At 59.1% G+C, this 17,677-nt stretch carries 20 protein-coding genes and 1 riboswitch; of the genes, 12 read left to right on the top strand and 8 right to left on the bottom strand.

The genetic code is table 11. The annotated features are described in order from the left end of the window. Nucleotides 1–2: 2 nt before the first annotated feature. Complete coding sequence (upp, locus tag CKW32_RS01215; protein ID WP_004372055.1) at nucleotides 3–641, bottom strand: uracil phosphoribosyltransferase; 639 nt, start codon at nucleotides 639–641, stop codon at nucleotides 3–5. Between the two features lie 164 nt (nucleotides 642–805). Between upp and CKW32_RS01220 the strand changes: the two genes are divergently transcribed. From CKW32_RS01220 to CKW32_RS01230, 3 genes are all read left to right on the top strand, one after another. After that, nucleotides 806–1,363, top strand: a complete 558-nt coding sequence (locus tag CKW32_RS01220; RefSeq protein WP_032886291.1) for a hypoxanthine-guanine phosphoribosyltransferase — start codon at nucleotides 806–808, stop codon at nucleotides 1,361–1,363. Between the two features lie 60 nt (nucleotides 1,364–1,423). After that, a complete protein-coding gene (locus tag CKW32_RS01225; RefSeq protein ID WP_032886293.1) occupies nucleotides 1,424–1,909 on the top strand; it encodes a hypothetical protein in 486 nt (161 codons plus the stop codon). A gap of 125 nt (nucleotides 1,910–2,034) precedes the next feature. Further along, nucleotides 2,035–2,322: a PA4642 family protein gene (locus tag CKW32_RS01230; RefSeq protein ID WP_095183854.1), complete on the top strand. Its 288-nt coding sequence runs from the start codon at nucleotides 2,035–2,037 to the stop codon at nucleotides 2,320–2,322. Between the two features lie 55 nt (nucleotides 2,323–2,377). Here the strand turns inward: CKW32_RS01230 and mqo are convergent, their stop codons facing one another. Both mqo and CKW32_RS01240 read right to left on the bottom strand, forming a co-directional pair. Further along, nucleotides 2,378–3,886: a malate dehydrogenase (quinone) gene (gene mqo, locus CKW32_RS01235; protein ID WP_095183855.1), complete on the bottom strand. Its 1,509-nt coding sequence runs from the start codon at nucleotides 3,884–3,886 to the stop codon at nucleotides 2,378–2,380. Nucleotides 3,887–4,614: 728 nt separating this feature from the next. Further along, nucleotides 4,615–4,848, bottom strand: coding sequence for a hypothetical protein (locus CKW32_RS01240; protein ID WP_032886296.1), 234 nt, complete (start codon nucleotides 4,846–4,848; stop codon nucleotides 4,615–4,617). A 194-nt stretch (nucleotides 4,849–5,042) separates the two neighbouring features. On the opposite strand from CKW32_RS01240, the gene CKW32_RS01245 reads away from it, so the two are divergent. Then, nucleotides 5,043–5,630, top strand: coding sequence for a YajG family lipoprotein (locus tag CKW32_RS01245; RefSeq protein WP_032886297.1), 588 nt, complete (start codon nucleotides 5,043–5,045; stop codon nucleotides 5,628–5,630). 56 nt (nucleotides 5,631–5,686) lie between these two features. On the opposite strand, the gene CKW32_RS01250 is transcribed toward CKW32_RS01245, so the two are convergent. Beyond that, nucleotides 5,687–5,896, bottom strand: coding sequence for a hypothetical protein (locus CKW32_RS01250; protein WP_032886298.1), 210 nt, complete (start codon nucleotides 5,894–5,896; stop codon nucleotides 5,687–5,689). A 183-nt stretch (nucleotides 5,897–6,079) separates the two neighbouring features. Here CKW32_RS01250 and CKW32_RS01255 point away from each other — a divergent pair, with 183 nt between their 5' ends. Beyond that, nucleotides 6,080–6,337, top strand: a complete 258-nt coding sequence (locus CKW32_RS01255) for a hypothetical protein (protein ID WP_095184310.1) — start codon at nucleotides 6,080–6,082, stop codon at nucleotides 6,335–6,337. Nucleotides 6,338–6,457: 120 nt separating this feature from the next. On the opposite strand, the gene CKW32_RS01260 is transcribed toward CKW32_RS01255, so the two are convergent. Next, a complete protein-coding gene (locus tag CKW32_RS01260; protein ID WP_177326426.1) occupies nucleotides 6,458–7,621 on the bottom strand; it encodes a 1-acyl-sn-glycerol-3-phosphate acyltransferase in 1,164 nt (387 codons plus the stop codon). Nucleotides 7,622–7,753: 132 nt separating this feature from the next. Here CKW32_RS01260 and CKW32_RS01265 point away from each other — a divergent pair, with 132 nt between their 5' ends. The 4 genes from CKW32_RS01265 to CKW32_RS01280 all read left to right on the top strand — a co-directional run bounded on the left by CKW32_RS01265 (nucleotide 7,754) and on the right by CKW32_RS01280 (nucleotide 9,825). Beyond that, a complete protein-coding gene (locus CKW32_RS01265) occupies nucleotides 7,754–7,936 on the top strand; it encodes a CPXCG motif-containing cysteine-rich protein (protein WP_081797681.1) in 183 nt (60 codons plus the stop codon). An 11-nt stretch (nucleotides 7,937–7,947) separates the two neighbouring features. Continuing rightward, nucleotides 7,948–8,208, top strand: coding sequence for a putative signal transducing protein (locus tag CKW32_RS01270; RefSeq protein ID WP_095183856.1), 261 nt, complete (start codon nucleotides 7,948–7,950; stop codon nucleotides 8,206–8,208). A 36-nt stretch (nucleotides 8,209–8,244) separates the two neighbouring features. Then, nucleotides 8,245–8,865: an SOS response-associated peptidase gene (locus CKW32_RS01275; protein ID WP_095183857.1), complete on the top strand. Its 621-nt coding sequence runs from the start codon at nucleotides 8,245–8,247 to the stop codon at nucleotides 8,863–8,865. Nucleotides 8,866–9,006: 141 nt separating this feature from the next. Then, a complete protein-coding gene (locus CKW32_RS01280) occupies nucleotides 9,007–9,825 on the top strand; it encodes a M48 family metallopeptidase (protein ID WP_032886302.1) in 819 nt (272 codons plus the stop codon). 136 nt (nucleotides 9,826–9,961) lie between these two features. Here the strand turns inward: CKW32_RS01280 and CKW32_RS01285 are convergent, their stop codons facing one another. The 3 genes from CKW32_RS01285 to CKW32_RS01295 form a co-directional block, all read right to left on the bottom strand. Then, entirely contained in the window at nucleotides 9,962–10,546 is a 585-nt protein-coding gene (locus tag CKW32_RS01285; RefSeq protein ID WP_057012949.1) for a TMEM165/GDT1 family protein, read from the bottom strand. An 89-nt stretch (nucleotides 10,547–10,635) separates the two neighbouring features. Further along, a riboswitch (yybP-ykoY riboswitch) is annotated at nucleotides 10,636–10,755 on the bottom strand. Nucleotides 10,756–10,806: 51 nt separating this feature from the next. Then, nucleotides 10,807–11,805: a class I SAM-dependent methyltransferase gene (locus tag CKW32_RS01290; RefSeq protein WP_032886303.1), complete on the bottom strand. Its 999-nt coding sequence runs from the start codon at nucleotides 11,803–11,805 to the stop codon at nucleotides 10,807–10,809. 30 nt (nucleotides 11,806–11,835) lie between these two features. After that, complete coding sequence (locus CKW32_RS01295) at nucleotides 11,836–12,801, bottom strand: 2-hydroxyacid dehydrogenase (RefSeq protein WP_095183858.1); 966 nt, start codon at nucleotides 12,799–12,801, stop codon at nucleotides 11,836–11,838. Nucleotides 12,802–12,885: 84 nt separating this feature from the next. Here CKW32_RS01295 and CKW32_RS01300 point away from each other — a divergent pair, with 84 nt between their 5' ends. The 3 genes from CKW32_RS01300 (at nucleotide 12,886) to CKW32_RS01310 (ending at nucleotide 17,656) form a co-directional block, all read left to right on the top strand. Next, nucleotides 12,886–13,518 (top strand): LysE family translocator, encoded by a 633-nt coding sequence (locus CKW32_RS01300; RefSeq protein ID WP_016978297.1) that lies wholly within the window; start codon nucleotides 12,886–12,888, stop codon nucleotides 13,516–13,518. A gap of 262 nt (nucleotides 13,519–13,780) precedes the next feature. Further along, the gene (locus tag CKW32_RS01305) at nucleotides 13,781–15,463 is read left to right on the top strand and encodes a fatty acid--CoA ligase (protein ID WP_095183859.1); all 1,683 of its coding nucleotides are present in this window, start codon (nucleotides 13,781–13,783) and stop codon (nucleotides 15,461–15,463) included. Between the two features lie 330 nt (nucleotides 15,464–15,793). Further along, a complete protein-coding gene (locus CKW32_RS01310) occupies nucleotides 15,794–17,656 on the top strand; it encodes a DUF1302 domain-containing protein (protein ID WP_095183860.1) in 1,863 nt (620 codons plus the stop codon). The last annotated feature ends 21 nt before the right edge of the window (nucleotides 17,657–17,677 follow it).

The raw sequence follows: 17,677 nt of genomic DNA on the forward strand, positions 1-17,677 counted from the left end.
GCTCACGCGTCCTTCTGCTTGGTGCCGAAGATCTTGTCACCCGCGTCGCCCAGGCCAGGGATGATGTAACCGTGTTCATTCAGGCGCTCATCGATGGAAGCGGTGTAGATCTGCACGTCCGGGTGGGCTTTCTCGACGGCGGCGATGCCTTCGGGAGCGGCGACCAGCACCATGGCGCGGATGTCCTTGCAGCCGGCTTTCTTCAGCAGGTCGATGGTGGCGACCATGGAACTGCCGGTAGCGAGCATCGGGTCAATAATCATGGCCAGGCGCTCGTCGATTTCCGGTACGAGTTTTTCCAGGTAGGTGTGAGCCTGCAAGGTTTCTTCGTTGCGGGCCACGCCCACGGCGCTGACTTTGGCACCCGGAATCAGGCTGAGTACGCCTTCGAGCATGCCGATACCGGCGCGCAGGATCGGTACCACGGTTATTTTCTTACCAGCGATTTTTTCCACCTGGACGGGACCGGCCCAACCGGGGATCTCGTAGGTTTCCAGGGGCAAATCCTTGGTGGCTTCGTAAGTGAGCAACGCTCCGACTTCCTGAGCAAGCTCACGGAAGTTCTTCGTGCTAATGTCGGCGCGGCGCATAAGGCCGAGCTTGTGCTGGATCAGCGGGTGGCGGATCTCGCGAGTGGGCATGGGAAAGGCTCCGGCGGCGGGCAAAAAAACCGGCCTAGATTAATCTATCCGAGGGTGTTGTCCTATAGGCATCTAGTACGTTAGTCCATTAAGGCTTGCTCGGAGCGCATGAGAAGCGTACCTTCGCCCGCTTTTCTTGCCACAGCACCCCCTTGGAGAGCGCCATGTCCGCTGATCTTGAGCATATCCGTCAAATCATGCGTGAGGCTGATTGCCTGTACACCGAAGCGCAAGTCGAAGCTGCGATCGCCAAGGTTGGCGCCCACATCACTCGCGAAATGGCCGACACCAACCCGGTGGTCTTTTGCGTGATGAACGGCGGCCTGATCTTCGCCGGAAAATTGCTGACTCACCTGCAATTTCCGCTGGAAGCGTCTTACCTGCACGCGACTCGCTATCGCAACGAAACCACTGGCGGCGATCTGTTCTGGAAAGCCAAGCCGGAAGTCTCGTTCATTGACCGCGACGTGCTGATCATCGACGACATCCTCGACGAAGGTCACACCCTCGGCGCGATCATCGATTTCTGCAAACACGCCGGCGCGCGCAAAGTGCACACCGCCGTACTGATCGACAAAGACCACGACCGCAAGGCTCGCCCGGACCTTAAGGCTGATTACGTTGGCCTGCCGTGCATCGACCGCTACATCTTCGGTTATGGCATGGACTACAAAGGCTACTGGCGCAACGCCAATGGGATCTACGCCGTCAAAGGTATGTGATCCAGGCCTGGCGCAGGGTTGTCATGCTATCGTGCTTGGCCCCTGCGTCTGGAGCTGTCCATGAGCCTGTTGATTCGCACTTGCGCCGCCCTGGCGCTGACCCTGAGTTTGCCCCTGGCCGCCGCACCGGCGCCTATGCATGGTCAATTTCTGCCTCCCGATGACCTCACCCTGCGGACTGAAAGCCCTGACCAGCAGCAGTTGCTGCAAGTCACGGAGTACGCGGTGGTGGTGGGCAACCAGCGCCAATCCAACCAGCAACCTATCCCGGTGACTTCGCCACTGATGCTCCGGCTTAAGGGCAAGCCCCTGAACAAAGGTGCGAGCATCAGCCAAGTGGTGCTCAACTTCGATGCCGAAAGTAAAAGCCTGAAAAAGCCGGTGTTTGACGACAAGAGCAAGACCCTGACGCTGTCTTATCCGGTGGCCCAGTACCGGGTGATCGTCGATTTGCTGCGCAATGACACGGTGTATGTTCAGTTCCTCAGTTACGCCAACGGCCATATCTGGGCGGACCTGCATACCGGCGTTGTACGTACCAAGTAGCGCTAACATTGAAGAATAAATGTGGTGGGGGATTGCTCCCATATTGGTTCTTCAGCGCTTTCGAAGCCCGCGGCTCGCAGGTAGACTTCAAACCCCGTGTAAATGTCTGCAGGCTGGAGTCGGTAATGCGTAAAGATAAGAAACAGGTGATTGGCGATGAGATCGGCGACGATCAGATCAAGTTGTTCCTGGACTTCGAGCCGGTCGACGCGACTTCACCGTCCCTGCACAAACTGATCAAGGCCTATCGTGGCCTGCGTATCGACGACTTTGAGCGCTTCCTGGGCTTTTTCAAGGAAGCCGGCCTGGACCTGGATGGCAAGGATGAGCATGGCCAGACCTTTGTTGATCTGATCAAGGATCAGCGCAACGCGGACGATTACATCGAGCTGATCAAAAACGCTCGCGGCTGATTATCCCGGCCACAAAAAAACGCCCCGAGGGGCGTTTTTTTATTGCAGCCAGGCCTCAAGCGTAGCTTTCGGCCTCGTTGCTTTGCTCAACCAGTTCCAGGCTGATGTTGTTCTGCGTGTTGATCTTGCGATACAGCTCGGCATCAGTCTCAAGCACTTTTTCCCGGGCAGGGAAGATCTCGTGCAGCTTGGCCGCCCACTCACCGGCGGCTTTGGCCGGGAAGCAGCGCTCAATCAGTTCCAGCATGATCGACACCGTCACCGAGGCGCCTGGGGACGCGCCCAGCAGCGCCGCCAGCGAGCCGTCTTTGGCCGCTACCAGCTCGGTGCCGAATTGCAGCACGCCGCCTTTTTTCGGGTCTTTCTTGATGATCTGCACCCGTTGGCCGGCCACTTCAAGACGCCAGTCTTCGGCTTTAGCCTCAGGGTAGAAGCGACGCAGGGATTCCAGGCGTTGTTCCATGGACTGACGCACTTCGCTGACCAGGTACTTGGTCAGGTCCATGTTGTCGCGGGCCACGGCCAGCATCGGGCCGATGTTGCTGGCACGAATCGACATCGGCAGGTCTAGGAACGAGCCGTGCTTGAGGAACTTGGTGGTGAAACCGGCGTATGGCCCGAACAGCAGGGATTTCTTGCCATCCACTACACGGGTGTCGAGGTGCGGCACCGACATCGGTGGCGAGCCGACGGCGGCCTGGCTGTAGACCTTGGCCTGGTGGTGCTTGACCACTTCCGGGTTGTCGCAACGCAGCCATTGGCCGCTGACCGGGAAGCCGCCGAAGCCTTTACTTTCTTCGATGCCCGAAGCTTGCAGCAGCGGCAGCGCCGCGCCACCGGCGCCGAGGAATACAAACTTGGCGTCCACCTCACGGCTGGTACCGCTGTTGACGTCCTTGATGCTCACGGTCCAGCCGGCGCCGTTGCGCTTGAGGCCGGTCACGCGCTTGCTGTACTTGACCTGGGCATCCGGGGAGCTGGTCAGATGGCCAAGCAGTTGATTGGTCAGGGCGCCGAAGTTGACGTCGGTGCCATTCATTACGCGGGTGGCAGCGATTTTTTCGTCGAGCGGGCGGCCCGGCATCATCAGCGGCATCCATTCGGCCATTTCGCTGCGGTCTTCGGTGTAGTGCATGTCCGAAAACGCGTGGTGCTGGCTGAGGGTTTCAAAGCGCTTCTTGAGGAAGTCCACGCCTTTGTCGCCCTGTACGAAGCTCAGGTGCGGCACCGGACTGATAAAGGACTTGGACGAGCCAAAGGTGCCCTTTTTGGTCAGGTACGCCCAGAACTGCTTCGACACCTCGAACTGAGTGTTGATGTGCACGGCTTTCTTGATGTCGATGGAACCATCGGCGGCCTGCGGCGTGTAGTTCAGCTCGCACAGACCGGCATGACCGGTACCGGCGTTGTTCCATGGGTTGGAACTCTCCGCTGCACCCGAATCCATCAGCTCAACGACTTCCAGCTTGAGGCCGGGGTCGAGCTCTTTGAGCAATACGGCCAGGGTGGCACTCATGATGCCGGCCCCTACCAGTACTACGTCGACTGCTTCGTTATGCGCCATTTAACGCGTCTCCAAAATCTGCAGCACCAAATTGACGGCATGGCTGCCAGGAGTGACGGGGCGGTTCACGTGTTGCCCCAGGTTACCCATGGCCAGGATCGCCATGTCCGTTTCGCAATTCTTTGCAACTTCGGCGCACGCTTCCTGCCCGGCCTAATCTGCCTATGAACGCATTCATGGGCGCCTGTGGCAATTCGACTTATGGTCAAAGCGTGCGATTCGTGCAATCAATCCGTAGCGGACAGGCTCAAGCTCCGGTTGTTGAGGAGTACTCAGTCCTGTGTGGTTGGGCTGTTCCAGACGCTGATGGTGCTTTTACAAACGCCAAACTATTCATTTGCTCGCCACACTCTTGTGAAGTTGTGAAAACCCGTTTTTTCACGCTCTTTTGAAGACGTGAACCTCAAAAAAGGGCTGCCTCAGCCTGGCACTTGGCCCGCAAGACATCTGCCGACACGCGGCAATACGGGCAAACAACTCAAGTGGCCGAGCGCAATGGCAGCTCTGGCAGATTCGGTAAAGGCGGGTGGTTTGCAAAGGAAACAGCAAGCGCGCCAGCTTCACTCGATCTGTGTGGGCGGCTCTCTGTGGGCGATTCTTGGAGTTAATACCGAGGCATTAACGATGCTGCGAGGCCCGATCAGGAGACGTCCTTATAATCGGGGGGAGATTGTAGCGAAGAACGTCAGGGAAATGGGCGTGTTTTATGACTTTTATTAGGTCTTCGGTCAGGCGGCCAACGGCTGGTGCCGCGGCGACCGCGCCGGGCGTGGGCTGACACGGGCGCCGGCGGGCAGCGGGTGGTGCATCCAGCTCAGGCGGATTTCATCAATTTCCACCCAGCCGTCGCCCAAAGGCGGCTGGCTGCACTCTTTAAAGGCCTGGCAGCGGCCTTGCGCATCAAGCCGGGCGAACTGGCGAAGGGCAGGTTTGCGCGTAAACAGCGTCCAGAGAAAATGCATGGCGATAGACCTCCTGAGATTGAGGCCAAGCATGCCTTGCGAGGATGACGAGCCCATGTAACGGCTATTACATATCGGTGACAGCGAACCGCTGTCGAGCCGACGAGTCATAGGTTGTAACTGACGCTAGTTCCCTGCGGGGGCGCCCCGTTATACTGCCGGCCTGTCGGTACCTGATTTCTGGAGAGAAGCGCATGTTGCAACGCCTGTTGTTCGGTTTGATCACTGTGACCAGTTTGACCTTGGTTGGCTGCGCCAACAGCCCGCAACAACTGAGCCCGCAACCGAAGCTCACCACGCAGTTGGCGCCAGTGGGTCATGGTCAGCCAGTGTCGGTGCGTGTAGTGGATGGTCGTCCTTCGCCAACGTTGGGCTCTCGCGGGGGCTTGTACCCGGAGACCGCGCTTATCTCGGTGACTGGTCAGGACGTGCTGCCCAAGTTGCAAGCTCAGGCCGAAGCCGCCGTGCGCCTGCTGGGCTTTACCCCGAGCGCCAACGCGCCGGGCGCTCCTCAGTTGACCATCACCTTGGCTGAGCTGAAGTATCAGTCGCCTAAAGAAGGTCTCTATGTGACAGAAGCCGCCATCGGCGCAACCTTCAAGTCCGATGTCACCGCTGGCACCCGTCGCTATAGCGGTCGTTACGGCGCATCGTTGAACCAGCGTTTCGGTATGTCGCCGAACCAGGAAACCAACACCAAGCTGGTCAGCGACGTCCTGAGCGACGCCTTGACTCGCCTGTTCAAGGATCCAAGCATCGGTTCATTGCTCAGCTCGCAGTAACCGTCCAAATAAAAACCGGGCTCAGTCATGTGCCCGGTTTTTTTTCGTCTGCAGTTTCACGCGGCGGTGTCGATACAGAAGTCCAGCAGGCTCACACCCGTCAACAGGTCGGCCTCTGGCGAGTCTGCATGCTGGTGCCCGCCAAGGGCGCAATAGACCAGCCAATGGCGGTCCTGCACGTTGAACGCCAGGCTGCCGACCAGCGCCTCCTGCTCATCGCTTTGGGCAATTAGATACAGCCGATCCTGGTTGTGCGCGTGCAGCATGACAAGCTCCTGAGTGTTCGAAGGGCAACAGAGTGGCTTGTTAAGGTGACGTTCAGGTGACGCCGTAAATTACTGGATACATTAGCCGTCCATGGAAGATGGAGCGGTTTGGCGCTGGCCGCCACTACTGTTCAGGTTGATATCGGAACCGATACCCAGACACCGTTTCACCCGAGGTTTGCGATGGCGCTGCCCGCACTGTTGATCAATGTTGTGGCTTTATTGGTGGCCTGCTCCGGTGCAGCGCTGCTCTCCATCACCCGCCTGCGCGAGCAGCGCGCCATGGCTGACCTGGCTGCGCAAAGTGAAGCGCGCGCGATCGATCAGCCCATGCTGTTCCTGGATGCGCGTACCGAGCGGGCAAATCGTGTGGCTTACCGCATCGGGTTCGCCTGCCTGGTGCTGGCGCTGGCTATTTCCTGGCTCAGCACCCGAATCTAAAACACGGCAGAACCAATGTAAGAGGGGGCTTGCCCCCGATAGTGGTGTGTCAGCCAAGTATTCATTAGCTGACTCACCGCTATCGGGAGCAAGCCCCCTTCCACATTTTCTGATCGGTGTTTACAGCGGGATTCCGGCCTTGACCCGATATTGATTACGCACCGGCGTCGCATATTGCACCACCAGAAATGGTCGGTGTTCCGCCGGGCATTCGTTCAAGCGCCGTTCCCACTCAGCTTTCGCCTTCGCCAGCTCATCGGCCGGGAACACTTCGGCCGCCTTTGGCACCTGCAATTGCGGGTCGGCGTCGGCCCACTGGGCGTACGCCAGGTAGTGCACCGGGAATAGCCGATAACCGCCGAGAATTTGCCGATCCATTTCCACGGCCAGCACTTTGGTGTCTTCGAAGCGCTCGCTAATGGGCGGCGCGAAGTTGATGTGCACGCGGCCTTTGTAGCCGGTGATGCCCAGGGCAATGCTCACGTCATCTTCACCCTGTGCCTTGACGTAGGTCCCGGTGGTGGCGCGGATATACAACTCGCGGGCCTTGGCTGCATCGCACGGGTCGTACTCGTAGCTGATGGATACCGGCGTCAGGTTCAGTGACTGGATCACCTCGGCAAACGGCTCGTCCTTGCGGCTGACATGGAACATCTTGAGGATGGCTGACTCGGTGCGGTCATCCCCATCCTTGGCGCGGCCTTCGGCCTGGGCGATCCAGATCGACTGGCAGTCGTTGCGTATCGAATGATTGATGTAGGCCGATAGCAGGTTGAACGCCGCCATCTTCTCCTTTCGCCCGGTGATCGAGCGGTGCACGATAAAGCTCTTGTTCAGGCGCATCAGGTCGCTGACAAACGGCTTTTGCAGCAAGTTGTCGCCGATGGCGATGCGTGGCGTCGGCAGGCCGGCGTGGTACACGGCATAGTTGACGAAGGCCGGGTCCATCACGATGTCGCGGTGGTTGGCCAGAAACAGGTAAGCGGTACCGGATTTGAGCTGTTCGACGCCTGTGTAGGTAACGCCATCGGTCGCCCGGTCAATGGTATGGTCGACGTAGTACTCGACTTTGTCCTGCAGCGTAGCCACGGTGGTGACGCCGGCAAATTCACGGCGCAGCTTGCGGGCAATCATCGGCTTGAGCAGCCAGCCCAAGGCGCCGGCAAAGCGCGGGAAGCGGAAGTGGGTCAGGATGTCCAGAAAGGCCTTGTCACTGAACAGTCGGTCCAGCACTGCCGGGACTTCGCTGTCGTTGTAAGGTCGGATGGTATCGAATTCGCCCATCATGCTCTCTTGTTAGAAACGGCTAGGGTAAGTAGAGGAAATATCAGGGTGCGACCCGAGTAATGGGCTCGGCCGGAAATAGCCCTGTAAATAGACCGGCGATTATACGCACAAGTCACCTTGGAGGCTGCGATGCTGGAAACTACGACGTACGATTGTCCTTATTGTGGTGAAACGGTAGAGACAGCGGTGGATTTATCCGGCGGTGATCAGACCTACATAGAAGATTGTCAGGTGTGTTGCCGACCGATTATTTTCGACCTGCAGGTCCATGGTGAAGAGTGGATGCTTGAAACCCGCAGTGAAAACGAATAACAGGCAAGCTCATGCAGCGAATCTACGAACCGGAAAACCTGATGGAAGGCGAGCTGCTGCAACAGATGCTCGCCAGCGAAGGCATCGAAGCACATTTGGTGGGGCGCCATTTGCTCGGCGGCACCGGCGAGCTACCGATCTTCGGTCTTCTGGGTTTGGAAGTAGACAATGACCGGGCGGCTGATGCCCGGGAGCTGATTACTGCCTATATCGGGGCGCAACCGCTGCCGGGTGATGAACCCGACAGCTTCCCCGACGTGCTGGTCTGTTAGGCTGTCGGCCGGTTTACCCAAGAGTCGTGTTGCCCCATGTGTGGACGTTATGCCCTGTTTCGCTGGAATCCCTCCTTTGCTGCCTTGCCAGGCTTTCCGGCTGACCAGCAGGCCCAGTGGAACATCTCCCCGAATGATTCGGTGCTGATCCAGCGCCTGAACGACGGCCATCACACCCTGGCCCGCGCCCGCTGGGGCCTGACGCCGCCCTGGCTGACCGACCTTTCCCGCACCCCGGCCCATGCTCGCGCCGAAACCCTGGCCGAGCAGCCGATGTTCCGCGAGGCCTTTCGCCAGCGCCGCTGCCTGCTGCCCGCCAATGGTTTTTATGAATGGCGCGGCACCCAGCGCAAACGCCCGTACTGGCTGACGCCGGGGGAAGGCTCCACGTTGTTTTTTGCGGCGATCTGGGAGGCCTACCCTGTGCAGGAACAAGTGTGGTTGAGCACGGCGGTGGTGACCCAGGCGGCCCAGAGCCAGCGCCGGCCGCTGATTCTTGATGCCGCAGGGCAGGCCGCCTGGCTCGATCCCGAGACGCCGTTGCATGTGCTGCAAGGTCTATTGGCCAGTGAGCCCATCCCACTGCGCGAGCGGGTCCTGGCTAATATGGTCAACGATCCCAAGCTCAATGGGCCGGAGTGCCTGACTCCGGCCTAAACCTGAAGGCGCCGTGGGATGTATCCGAAATTCCGCGGTTACGCGTCTGTTGTATCTGGCGCTGATACAAATGAGCGCCTACGATACGCGCCATGTTTTGAGGGCGTTTTTCAGGGCGTCTTTTTCAGGGAGAGAGTGTTGATGAAAAGAACATTGGCGGTAAGTGTATTGGCTGCGGCGATGCTGCTGGCTGGGTGTCAGTCGGTCAATACCACCAGCGGCGGCGCCGTTGGGGTTGAGCGCAAGCAATACATGTTCAGCATGCTGTCGAGTCAGGAAGTCGACCAGATGTATGCCCAGTCCTACCAGCAGACGCTGGGTGAGGCCAGTACCAAAGGCCAGTTGGACAAGACCAGCGCCAACGCCAAGCGCGTGCAGGCAATTGCCAAGCGTTTGATCGCCCAGGCGCCCACCTTCCGTCCTGATGCAGCGCAGTGGAAGTGGGAAGTGAATTTGATCAAAAGCGATGAGATGAACGCCAACTGTGGGCCTGGCGGCAAGATCTTTGTGTACAGCGCACTGATCGACAATCTCAAGCTTACCGATGACGAGTTGGCAGCAGTGATGGGCCATGAAATCGCCCACGCCTTGCGCGAGCACGGTCGTGAGGCAATGTCCAAAGCGTACGGTATCGAGATCGCCAAGCAGGGTGCTGGTGCGTTGTTCGGCTTGGGTCAAGACAGCCTGGCATTGGCGGACACGGTTGCCAACTACGGCATGACCTTGCCCAACAGCCGCAGCAATGAAAACGAAGCGGACCTGATCGGCCTGGAACTGTCGGCTCGCGCCGGCTACAACCCGAACGCCGCCATCACGCTGTGGAACAAGATGGCCAAGGCATCGGAAGGCTCGCCACCGGAGTTCATGAGTACTCACCCGGCGTCGGACAGCCGAATCGCGTCCTTGCAGGCGGCGATTCCTAAGGTGATGCCGTTGTATCAACAGGCCAAGAAGTCCTAAGGCTTGATGAAGATCCAAATGTGGGAGGGGGCTTGCCCCCGATGGTGTTGGGTCAGTTAGCAGATGCATTGACTGATCTACTGCTATCGGGGGCAAGCCCCCTCCCACATTGGATTGGGCTTGCAGGCTTAGATCCTTAGAGCCAGCCGCTGCTCTGCATGGCCTTGTACACCGCCACGATCGCCAGGACAAAAAACGCCGTAGCCGCCAGTCGACGAATCAACGTCAGCGGCAGTTTCTCCGCCGCGAAATTCCCCGCCAGAACCACCGGTACGTTGGCAATCAACATGCCCAGAGTGGTGCCGATAATCACCAGCCACAGCTCCGGATATTGCGCGGCCAGCATCACCGTGGCGATCTGAGTCTTGTCACCGATTTCCGCCAGGAAGAATGCAATCAGCGTGGTCAGGAACGGCCCGAACTTGCGCGTGGTACTGGCTTCGTCATCGTCGAGTTTGTCTGGCACCAGTGTCCACAGCGCAGTGGCGCAGAAGCTCGCTGCGAGTATCCAGTGCAACACCGCATCCGAGAAAAAACTGCCAAACCAGGCCCCCACTGCGCCGGCAGCCGCATGGTTGGCCAGGGTCGCGGCGACGATGCCGGCGATGATTGGCCAAGGCTTGCGGAAGCGAGCAGCGAGAATGAGCGCGAGCAGTTGCGTCTTGTCGCCGATTTCGGCCAAGGCAACGATTGCGGTAGGAACGAGTAATGAATCCAGCATCAGGTAAGTTTCCAGGGGCGGGTCGACACGGCTATGACACGTACAGCCTTCCCGCCCCGGGTAAGGTGTGCGTGTCATAGGTCTTGTCAAACCCCGGTCCGTCTGTGCGGACTCCTGGGTCGCATACGCCATGGTCTGTTGACCAAGTATGTTGACGTATGCCGGACGAGCGTGGCGCTCGTGGGAGACTACTCCCCTAGGACGGAGCGGATTCTGCCTAGGCAAAATCCATTCGGCAAGCCTTCTTTTTCAAATAGCCATCAGCCGCGTTTGGCACGGTAGATGCGAAAACCATTGCCCTCGGCCTTGATCGCACACACGCCCAAATGCTCTTCAATAAGCGGTTGGTATTTCAGGAAACTGTTAGCTACCAGGCGAAGTTCGCCGCCTTTTGCCAAGTGTTTCGCTGCTTTTCGCAGCAGGTTCTCGGTGGCGAAATAATCGGTGTGCACACCGACATGGAACGGCGGGTTGCTCAAGATCGCATTCAGACCCATCGGTGCAGCATCGATGCCATCACCGGTGAGCACCTCGGCTTCCAGCCCATTGGCAGCGAGGGTCAAGCGGCTGCTGGCGGCGGCGAAGGCGTCCACGTCCAGCATCGTCACGCTGTTGTGCGGGTAGCGACGTTTCACCGCAGCCCCCAGCACGCCGGCGCCGCAACCAAAGTCCAACAGATGGCCACTCGGCAATTTGTCCAAATGCGCCAGCAACAACTCGGTGCCACGATCCAGGCGGCCATGGCTGAACACGCCCGGCAGGCTCACTACTTTGAGCGGACCTTCGGCCAGTGGCACTTCGAAGACTTGCGCCAGGCTCTCCAGTTCCACTGCTTGCGGCGCGTTGGCAACGGTGATTTGCCACAGCTGGCAATGCCGGGCGTTGTCGAGCTTGCGCGGCTTGCCGAAGGGGATCATCTGCTTGGCGGCACTTTCGATACCGCTTTTTTTCTCGCCGACCAAAAACAGCTCGGCGCCGGGCAGGCGTGCGGCCACGGCGTTGAGCAGGTAGTCAGTGAGGTCCTTGGACTTGGGCAGGAAAATCACCGCAGCGTCGAACTCACGCTCTGGCACATTCACGCCAAATTGGCTGCGGTCCGGGAAGCGTGCGTCGAGCGCCGCCTGGTCACCGGCATGCCAGCACCACCCATGGGCGTTGGGCAGGCGACCCAGCAGGTCGTCGGCGGGCAAGCCCACCAACAGCAGGTTGCCTTGAAAAAGTTCGGCCTGACGAAGCAGTACTTCACTGCGCGGATCCATGGTCTGCTCCTTGAAAAGGGGCGCAGTTTATCAACTGACGACGCGCAGCGGGGCGCCGCTGAAAAAGCCCAGGGCGTTTTCCGTCAGTTGGCCGACGATCCGCTGCCGCGCTTCGCGACTGCCCCAGGCGTTGTGCGGTGTGACGATCAGCCGGGGAATGCCATCGGCCAGCAACGGGTTGCCGTTGACCGGTGGCTCCACGCTCAGCACATCGGTGGCCGCGCCGCCCAAGTGACCGCTGCGCAAGGCATCCGCCAGGGCCTGTTCGTTGATCAAGCCACCGCGCGCGGTGTTGACCACAAACGCGCCTGGCTTGAGCAGTGCGAGTTCGCGGGCGCCGATAAAGTCGCGAGTGTGCTCGTTGAGTGGGCAGTGGAGGGTGAGTGCGTCCACTTGGGCCAGCAGTTCATCCAGGGGCACGCGGTCGGCACGCGCAGGGCGCCCGGGAATGGCCCCAAGAATTACGCGCATGCCAAAAGCCTCGGCCAGCCGCGCCACGGCGCTGCCCAATTCACCATGGCCGAGCAGACCGAGGGTTTTGCCTTCAAGCTCGACGATGGGGTAGTCCAGCAGGCAGAACTGCTTGGCTTCTTGCCATTTGCCTGCGCTCACATCGCGCTGATAGTCCTTTACGCGCGTCACCAGGTTGAGCAGCAGCATGATCGTATGCTGCGCCACTGAAGGCGTGCCGTAGCCCTGGCAATTGCTCACCGTGATGCCGTGAGCGCGGGCGGCGTCGAGGTCAACGTTGTTGGTGCCGGTGGCCGATACTAGGATCAGCTTGAGGTCCGGGCAGGCCGCCAGGGTTTCGGTGTTCAGGGCAATCTTGTTGCTGATAACTACCTGGACGCCTTGCAGGCGCGCAATCACATTCAGCGGCGTGGTATCAGAGTACAGCTGCAGGTCGCTGAAGCAGTCTCTCAGACCGCTGAGGTCGAGGTCCCCAAGGTCCAGGGACGGGTGATCAAGGAAGACGGCGCGGCGATTGTTCGTCATCAACTGTACCTTTTGCGACAGGGTTCGAAGGCGTAATCTGCCGAGCCTATCAGATGAAATAATCCGTTACTTAATGGAGTGAATATGTACGCCGCCGAGTTTTTGACCGTAGCCCTGATTCACCTGTTGGCGGTGGCCAGCCCCGGCCCGGATTTCGCGGTGGTGGTTCGCGAAAGTGTTACCCACGGCCGTCGCGCCGGGACCTGGACCGCGCTGGGTGTGGGCTCGGCGATTTTTCTGCACGTGGGCTATTCGTTGCTCGGTATCGGCCTGATCGTTTCCCAGTCCATCGTGTTGTTCAACGCCCTGAAATGGGCGGCGGCGGCCTACCTGCTGTACATCGGCTTCAAGGCCCTGCGCGCGCAACCGGCCAAGCCTGTCGCCGAGGGCGAGTTGCACCGTGAAGCGGGCGAGCGCACCCCGCGCGGCGCGTTTACCGCCGGTTTCGTGACCAATGGCTTGAATCCCAAGGCCACGCTGTTCTTCCTGTCGCTGTTCACCGTAGTGATCAACCCGCACACGCCGCTGGCGATCCAGGCCGGTTACGGTGTGTATCTGGCGGTGGCGACGGCGCTGTGGTTTTGCCTGGTGGCGATGTTGTTCAGCCAGCAGCGCGTGCGCGCAGGCTTTGCGCGGATGGGGCACTGGTTTGATCGGACCATGGGGGCGGTGTTGATTGCAATCGGCGTGAAACTGGCGTTCACGAGCATGAAGTAAACGCGGGTCTCAAGTGAGCACAATCGAATGTGGGGGGCTTGCTCCCGATGGCGGTGGATCAGTCAATACGTGTGTCGACTGAAACACCGCTATCGGGAGCAAGCCCCCTCCCACATTTGACCTCTAGTGTCCCTGGATAATGGCGCAAAGCTAGCATTCACTGGGGGCTGCAAATCATTCCTTTGGCTGATTTAGCTGAAACATAAGCGCTCTACAGTGCAGATCGTTCAGCCAAGACCGTGCAGTCATAAAAGGGATTCGTATGTTGCAGACCCGTGTTATTCCCCCCGCCGAAGGTGCGTACCAATATCCGCTGTTGATCAAGCGCCTGTTGATGTCCGGCGCCCGCTACGAAAAGACCCGGGAAATCGTCTACCGCGACAAGCTGCGTTACACCTACCCGACCCTGATCGAGCGGGTCGCGCGCTTGGCCAACGTGCTGACCGAAGCCGGGGTAAAGGCCGGTGATACGGTGGCAGTGATGGACTGGGACAGCCATCGTTACCTGGAATGCATGTTTGCTATCCCGATGATCGGCGCGGTGATCCACACCATCAACGTGCGCCTGTCGCCGGAACAGATTCTCTACACCATGAACCACGCCGAAGACCGCTTTGTGCTGGTCAACAGTGAGTTCGTGGGCTTGTACCAAGCCATCGCCGGGCAACTTACCACCGTCGACAAGACGCTGCTGCTCACTGACGGTGAATCAAAAACGGCCGAGCTGCCTAACCTGGTAGGCGAGTACGAAACCCTGTTGGCTGCCGCCAGCACCAAGTACGACTTTCAGGATTTCGACGAGCATTCCGTCGCGACCACGTTCTACACCACCGGCACCACCGGTAACCCCAAAGGCGTGTACTTCACCCACCGCCAATTGGTACTGCACACCATCGGGGTGTCGACCATCATGGGCAGCATCGACAGCGTGCGCCTGCTTGGCACCAACGACGTGTACATGCCGATCACGCCGATGTTTCATGTGCACGCCTGGGGCCTGCCGTATGTGGCGACCATGCTCGGCCTGAAACAGGTCTACCCCGGCCGCTACGACCCCGAATACCTGGTGGAGCTGTGGCGCAAGGAGAAGGTCACCTTCTCCCACTGTGTGCCGACCATCCTGCAAATGGTGCTCAACGCCAAGGCCGCCCAAGGCGTCGATTTTGGCGGTTGGAAAATCGTCATCGGTGGCAGCGCCCTCAATCGCACGTTGTATGAGGCGGCGAAGGCGCGTGGGATTCAGCTGACCGCTGCGTACGGCATGTCCGAGACAGGGCCGCTGGTGTCCTGCGCCCACCTCAACGAAGAACTACTGGCCGGCAGCGAAGACGAGCGCATCACCTACCGCATCAAGGCCGGCGTGCCAGGGCCGTTGGTGGACGCGGCAATCATCGACAGCGAGGGCAACTTCCTGCCCGCCGACGGCGAGTCCCAGGGCGAGCTGGTGCTGCGTGCGCCGTGGCTCAGCGAGGGCTATTTCAACGAGCCGCAGAAGGGCGCGGAGCTATGGGCCGGCGGCTGGATGCACACCGGCGATGTGGCCACGCTGGATGCATTTGGCGTGATCGATATTCGCGACCGCATCAAGGATGTGATCAAGACCGGCGGCGAGTGGATCTCCTCCCTGGCCCTTGAAGACCTGGTCAGCCGTCACCCGGCGGTACGCGAAGTAGCGGTGGTGGGCATCGCCGATCCGCAGTGGGGCGAGCGTCCGTTTGCGCTGCTGGTGGTGCATGATGGCCATGTGATAGGGGCCCGCGAGCTCAAGGAGCACCTCAAGCCTTTTGTCGAACTGGGCCATTTGAGCAAGTGGGCGATTCCGAGCCAGATCGCCGTTGTTACCGAAATTCCCAAGACCAGTGTCGGTAAGCTCGACAAAAAACGTATCCGTATTGACATCGTCGAGTGGCAGGCCAACAACAGTACCTTCCTGTCCACCCTCTGAGCTGATTTGCCGTGCCCTCGTGGCACGGCGATGCTCTATCTCGCGCCCTCACTTGTGATTTGCCAATTTTCAGCCATCCTTGCCGCGTCGGCCTTCGCCGACATGGCGAAAGGGCTGTGGCAGACGGGTTGGTGATGCAAATCACACTTTAGAGGGATCAAGCGGTACCCCCTGCTGGCTATAGTCCCACCCAGAGTTTTTCAAGGATGCGTCGCTTCGGGCCATGGAGGTTCAGTTGCCAGGCGGCATTGGAATCGTTGTATTCCGGCCGTTACAAGCATCACAGAAAGAACTCACTGCCATAACAATAATGCACATGGAGTAGCGTCGATGACCTCAGTAAACCAGTTCTGGCGCCGGGCAAGACTGCCCCTGGCCGTCAGTCTCGCCTCTACGCTCGCCGGGCCCGCATTCGGCGTCAGTTTCAATATCGGTGAAATCGAAGGGAGTTTTGACTCGTCGCTTTCGGTGGGGGCGAGTTGGTCGACAGCTAAGGCCAACCGCGACCTGATTGGTGTTAACAACGGTGGCAAGGGCTTGTCCCAGACCTCGGATGACGGCCATTTGAACTTCAAGCGTGGGGAGACATTCTCGAAGATCTTCAAGGGTATCCATGACCTGGAACTGAAGTACGGTGACACCGGCGTGTTTGTGCGTGGCAAGTACTGGTATGACTTTGAACTCAAGGATGAAAACCGTGAGTTCAAGGACATCAGCGATAAAGGTCGCCAAGAGGGCGCAAGGTCGTCTGGTGGGCAAATTCTCGACGCATTCATCTACCACAACTACTCCATTGCCGATGAGCCGGGTTCCGTGCGTTTTGGTAAGCAGGTCGTGAGCTGGGGTGAAAGTACCTTCATTGGTGGCGGTATCAACTCGATCAACCCGGTCGATGTGGCTGCTTTCCGTCGTCCCGGGGCTGAAATCAAGGAAGGCTTGATTCCAGTCAACATGTTCTATGTGTCGCAGACGCTGACGGATAACTTGTCGGCTGAAGCCTTCTATCAGTTGGATTGGCAGCAGACTGTCACCGATAACTGCGGAACGTTTTTTTCGCAGGCTGATGTGATCTCCAAAGGTTGCGATGACAACCTCCGGTTGCTCAGCAAGCGCTCAGTGATGGCGGGCGCGGGTGCTTTGCCCGTGTTGAACCGGTTCGGGGTCAACATCAACGAAGAGGGTGTGCTTGTCCAGCGCAGCAAGGATCGCGAAGCGCGTGATGGCGGCCAGTTCGGTGCAGCGTTCCACTACAACTACGAGCCGCTGGACACAGAGTTCGGCGCCTACTTCATGAATTACCACAGCCGTGCTCCGATCTTCAGTGCGACTGGCGCTCCGCCCTCCGTTTACGCTGCTGCTCGAGCGGGCTTGCCGGCGACTTTACAGCCGCTCGCAGTGGCGGGTAATTCCAAGTACTTCATCGAGTACCCGGAAGATATTCGCCTTTACGGGTTGAGTTTCTCCACGACGCTTCCTACCGGTACCGCGTGGAGCGGTGAAATCAGCTATCGCCCCAATGCGCCGGTGCAGTTGAATACCACCGACATCCTCTATGCCGGCGTAACGCCTCTTGCGGCTTACGCCAATGCCTCGCCGCTCAAAGGTGTCGAGGGCCAGGACCTACATGGGTATAACCGTAAGGAAATCACTCAGATCCAGACGACCTTCACGCACTTCTTTGATCAGGTCATGGGCGCCAGCCGTCTGACATTGGTGGGCGAGGTGGGCCTGACCCACGTCGGCGGCCTGGAAAGCAGTGACAAAGCCCGTTACGGACGTGACCCGGTATTCGGTCCAGGTCGAGGCCCTATGTGTACCGCCCTTAATACCGGTACGTTCAACGGTGCAGGTCCTGGCACCGACCGCAGCAACCTGACCACTAACTGCAACAACGACGGCTTCACCACCGCTAACTCCTGGGGCTACCGTGGCCGTGCCATCTGGGAATATCCGGATGTGTTTGCGGGTGTGAACCTCAAGCCTAACGTGGCTTGGTCCCACGACGTCAGTGGTTACTCCCCAGGCCCTGGCGGCAACTTTGAAGAAGGCCGTAAAGCCGTAAGCCTTGGGCTGGATGCCGAATACCAGAATACCTACACCGCGAGCTTGGCCTACACCAACTTCTTCGGCGGTAAGTATTCCACCGTGGATGACCGCGATTTCATCGCACTCAGTGTCGGCGCCAACTTCTAAGCGAACGTATTTCTAGGAAGA

Source organism: Pseudomonas sp. Irchel 3H9, from assembly GCF_900187495.1.
Classification (GTDB): Bacteria; Pseudomonadota; Gammaproteobacteria; order Pseudomonadales; family Pseudomonadaceae; genus Aquipseudomonas; species Aquipseudomonas sivasensis.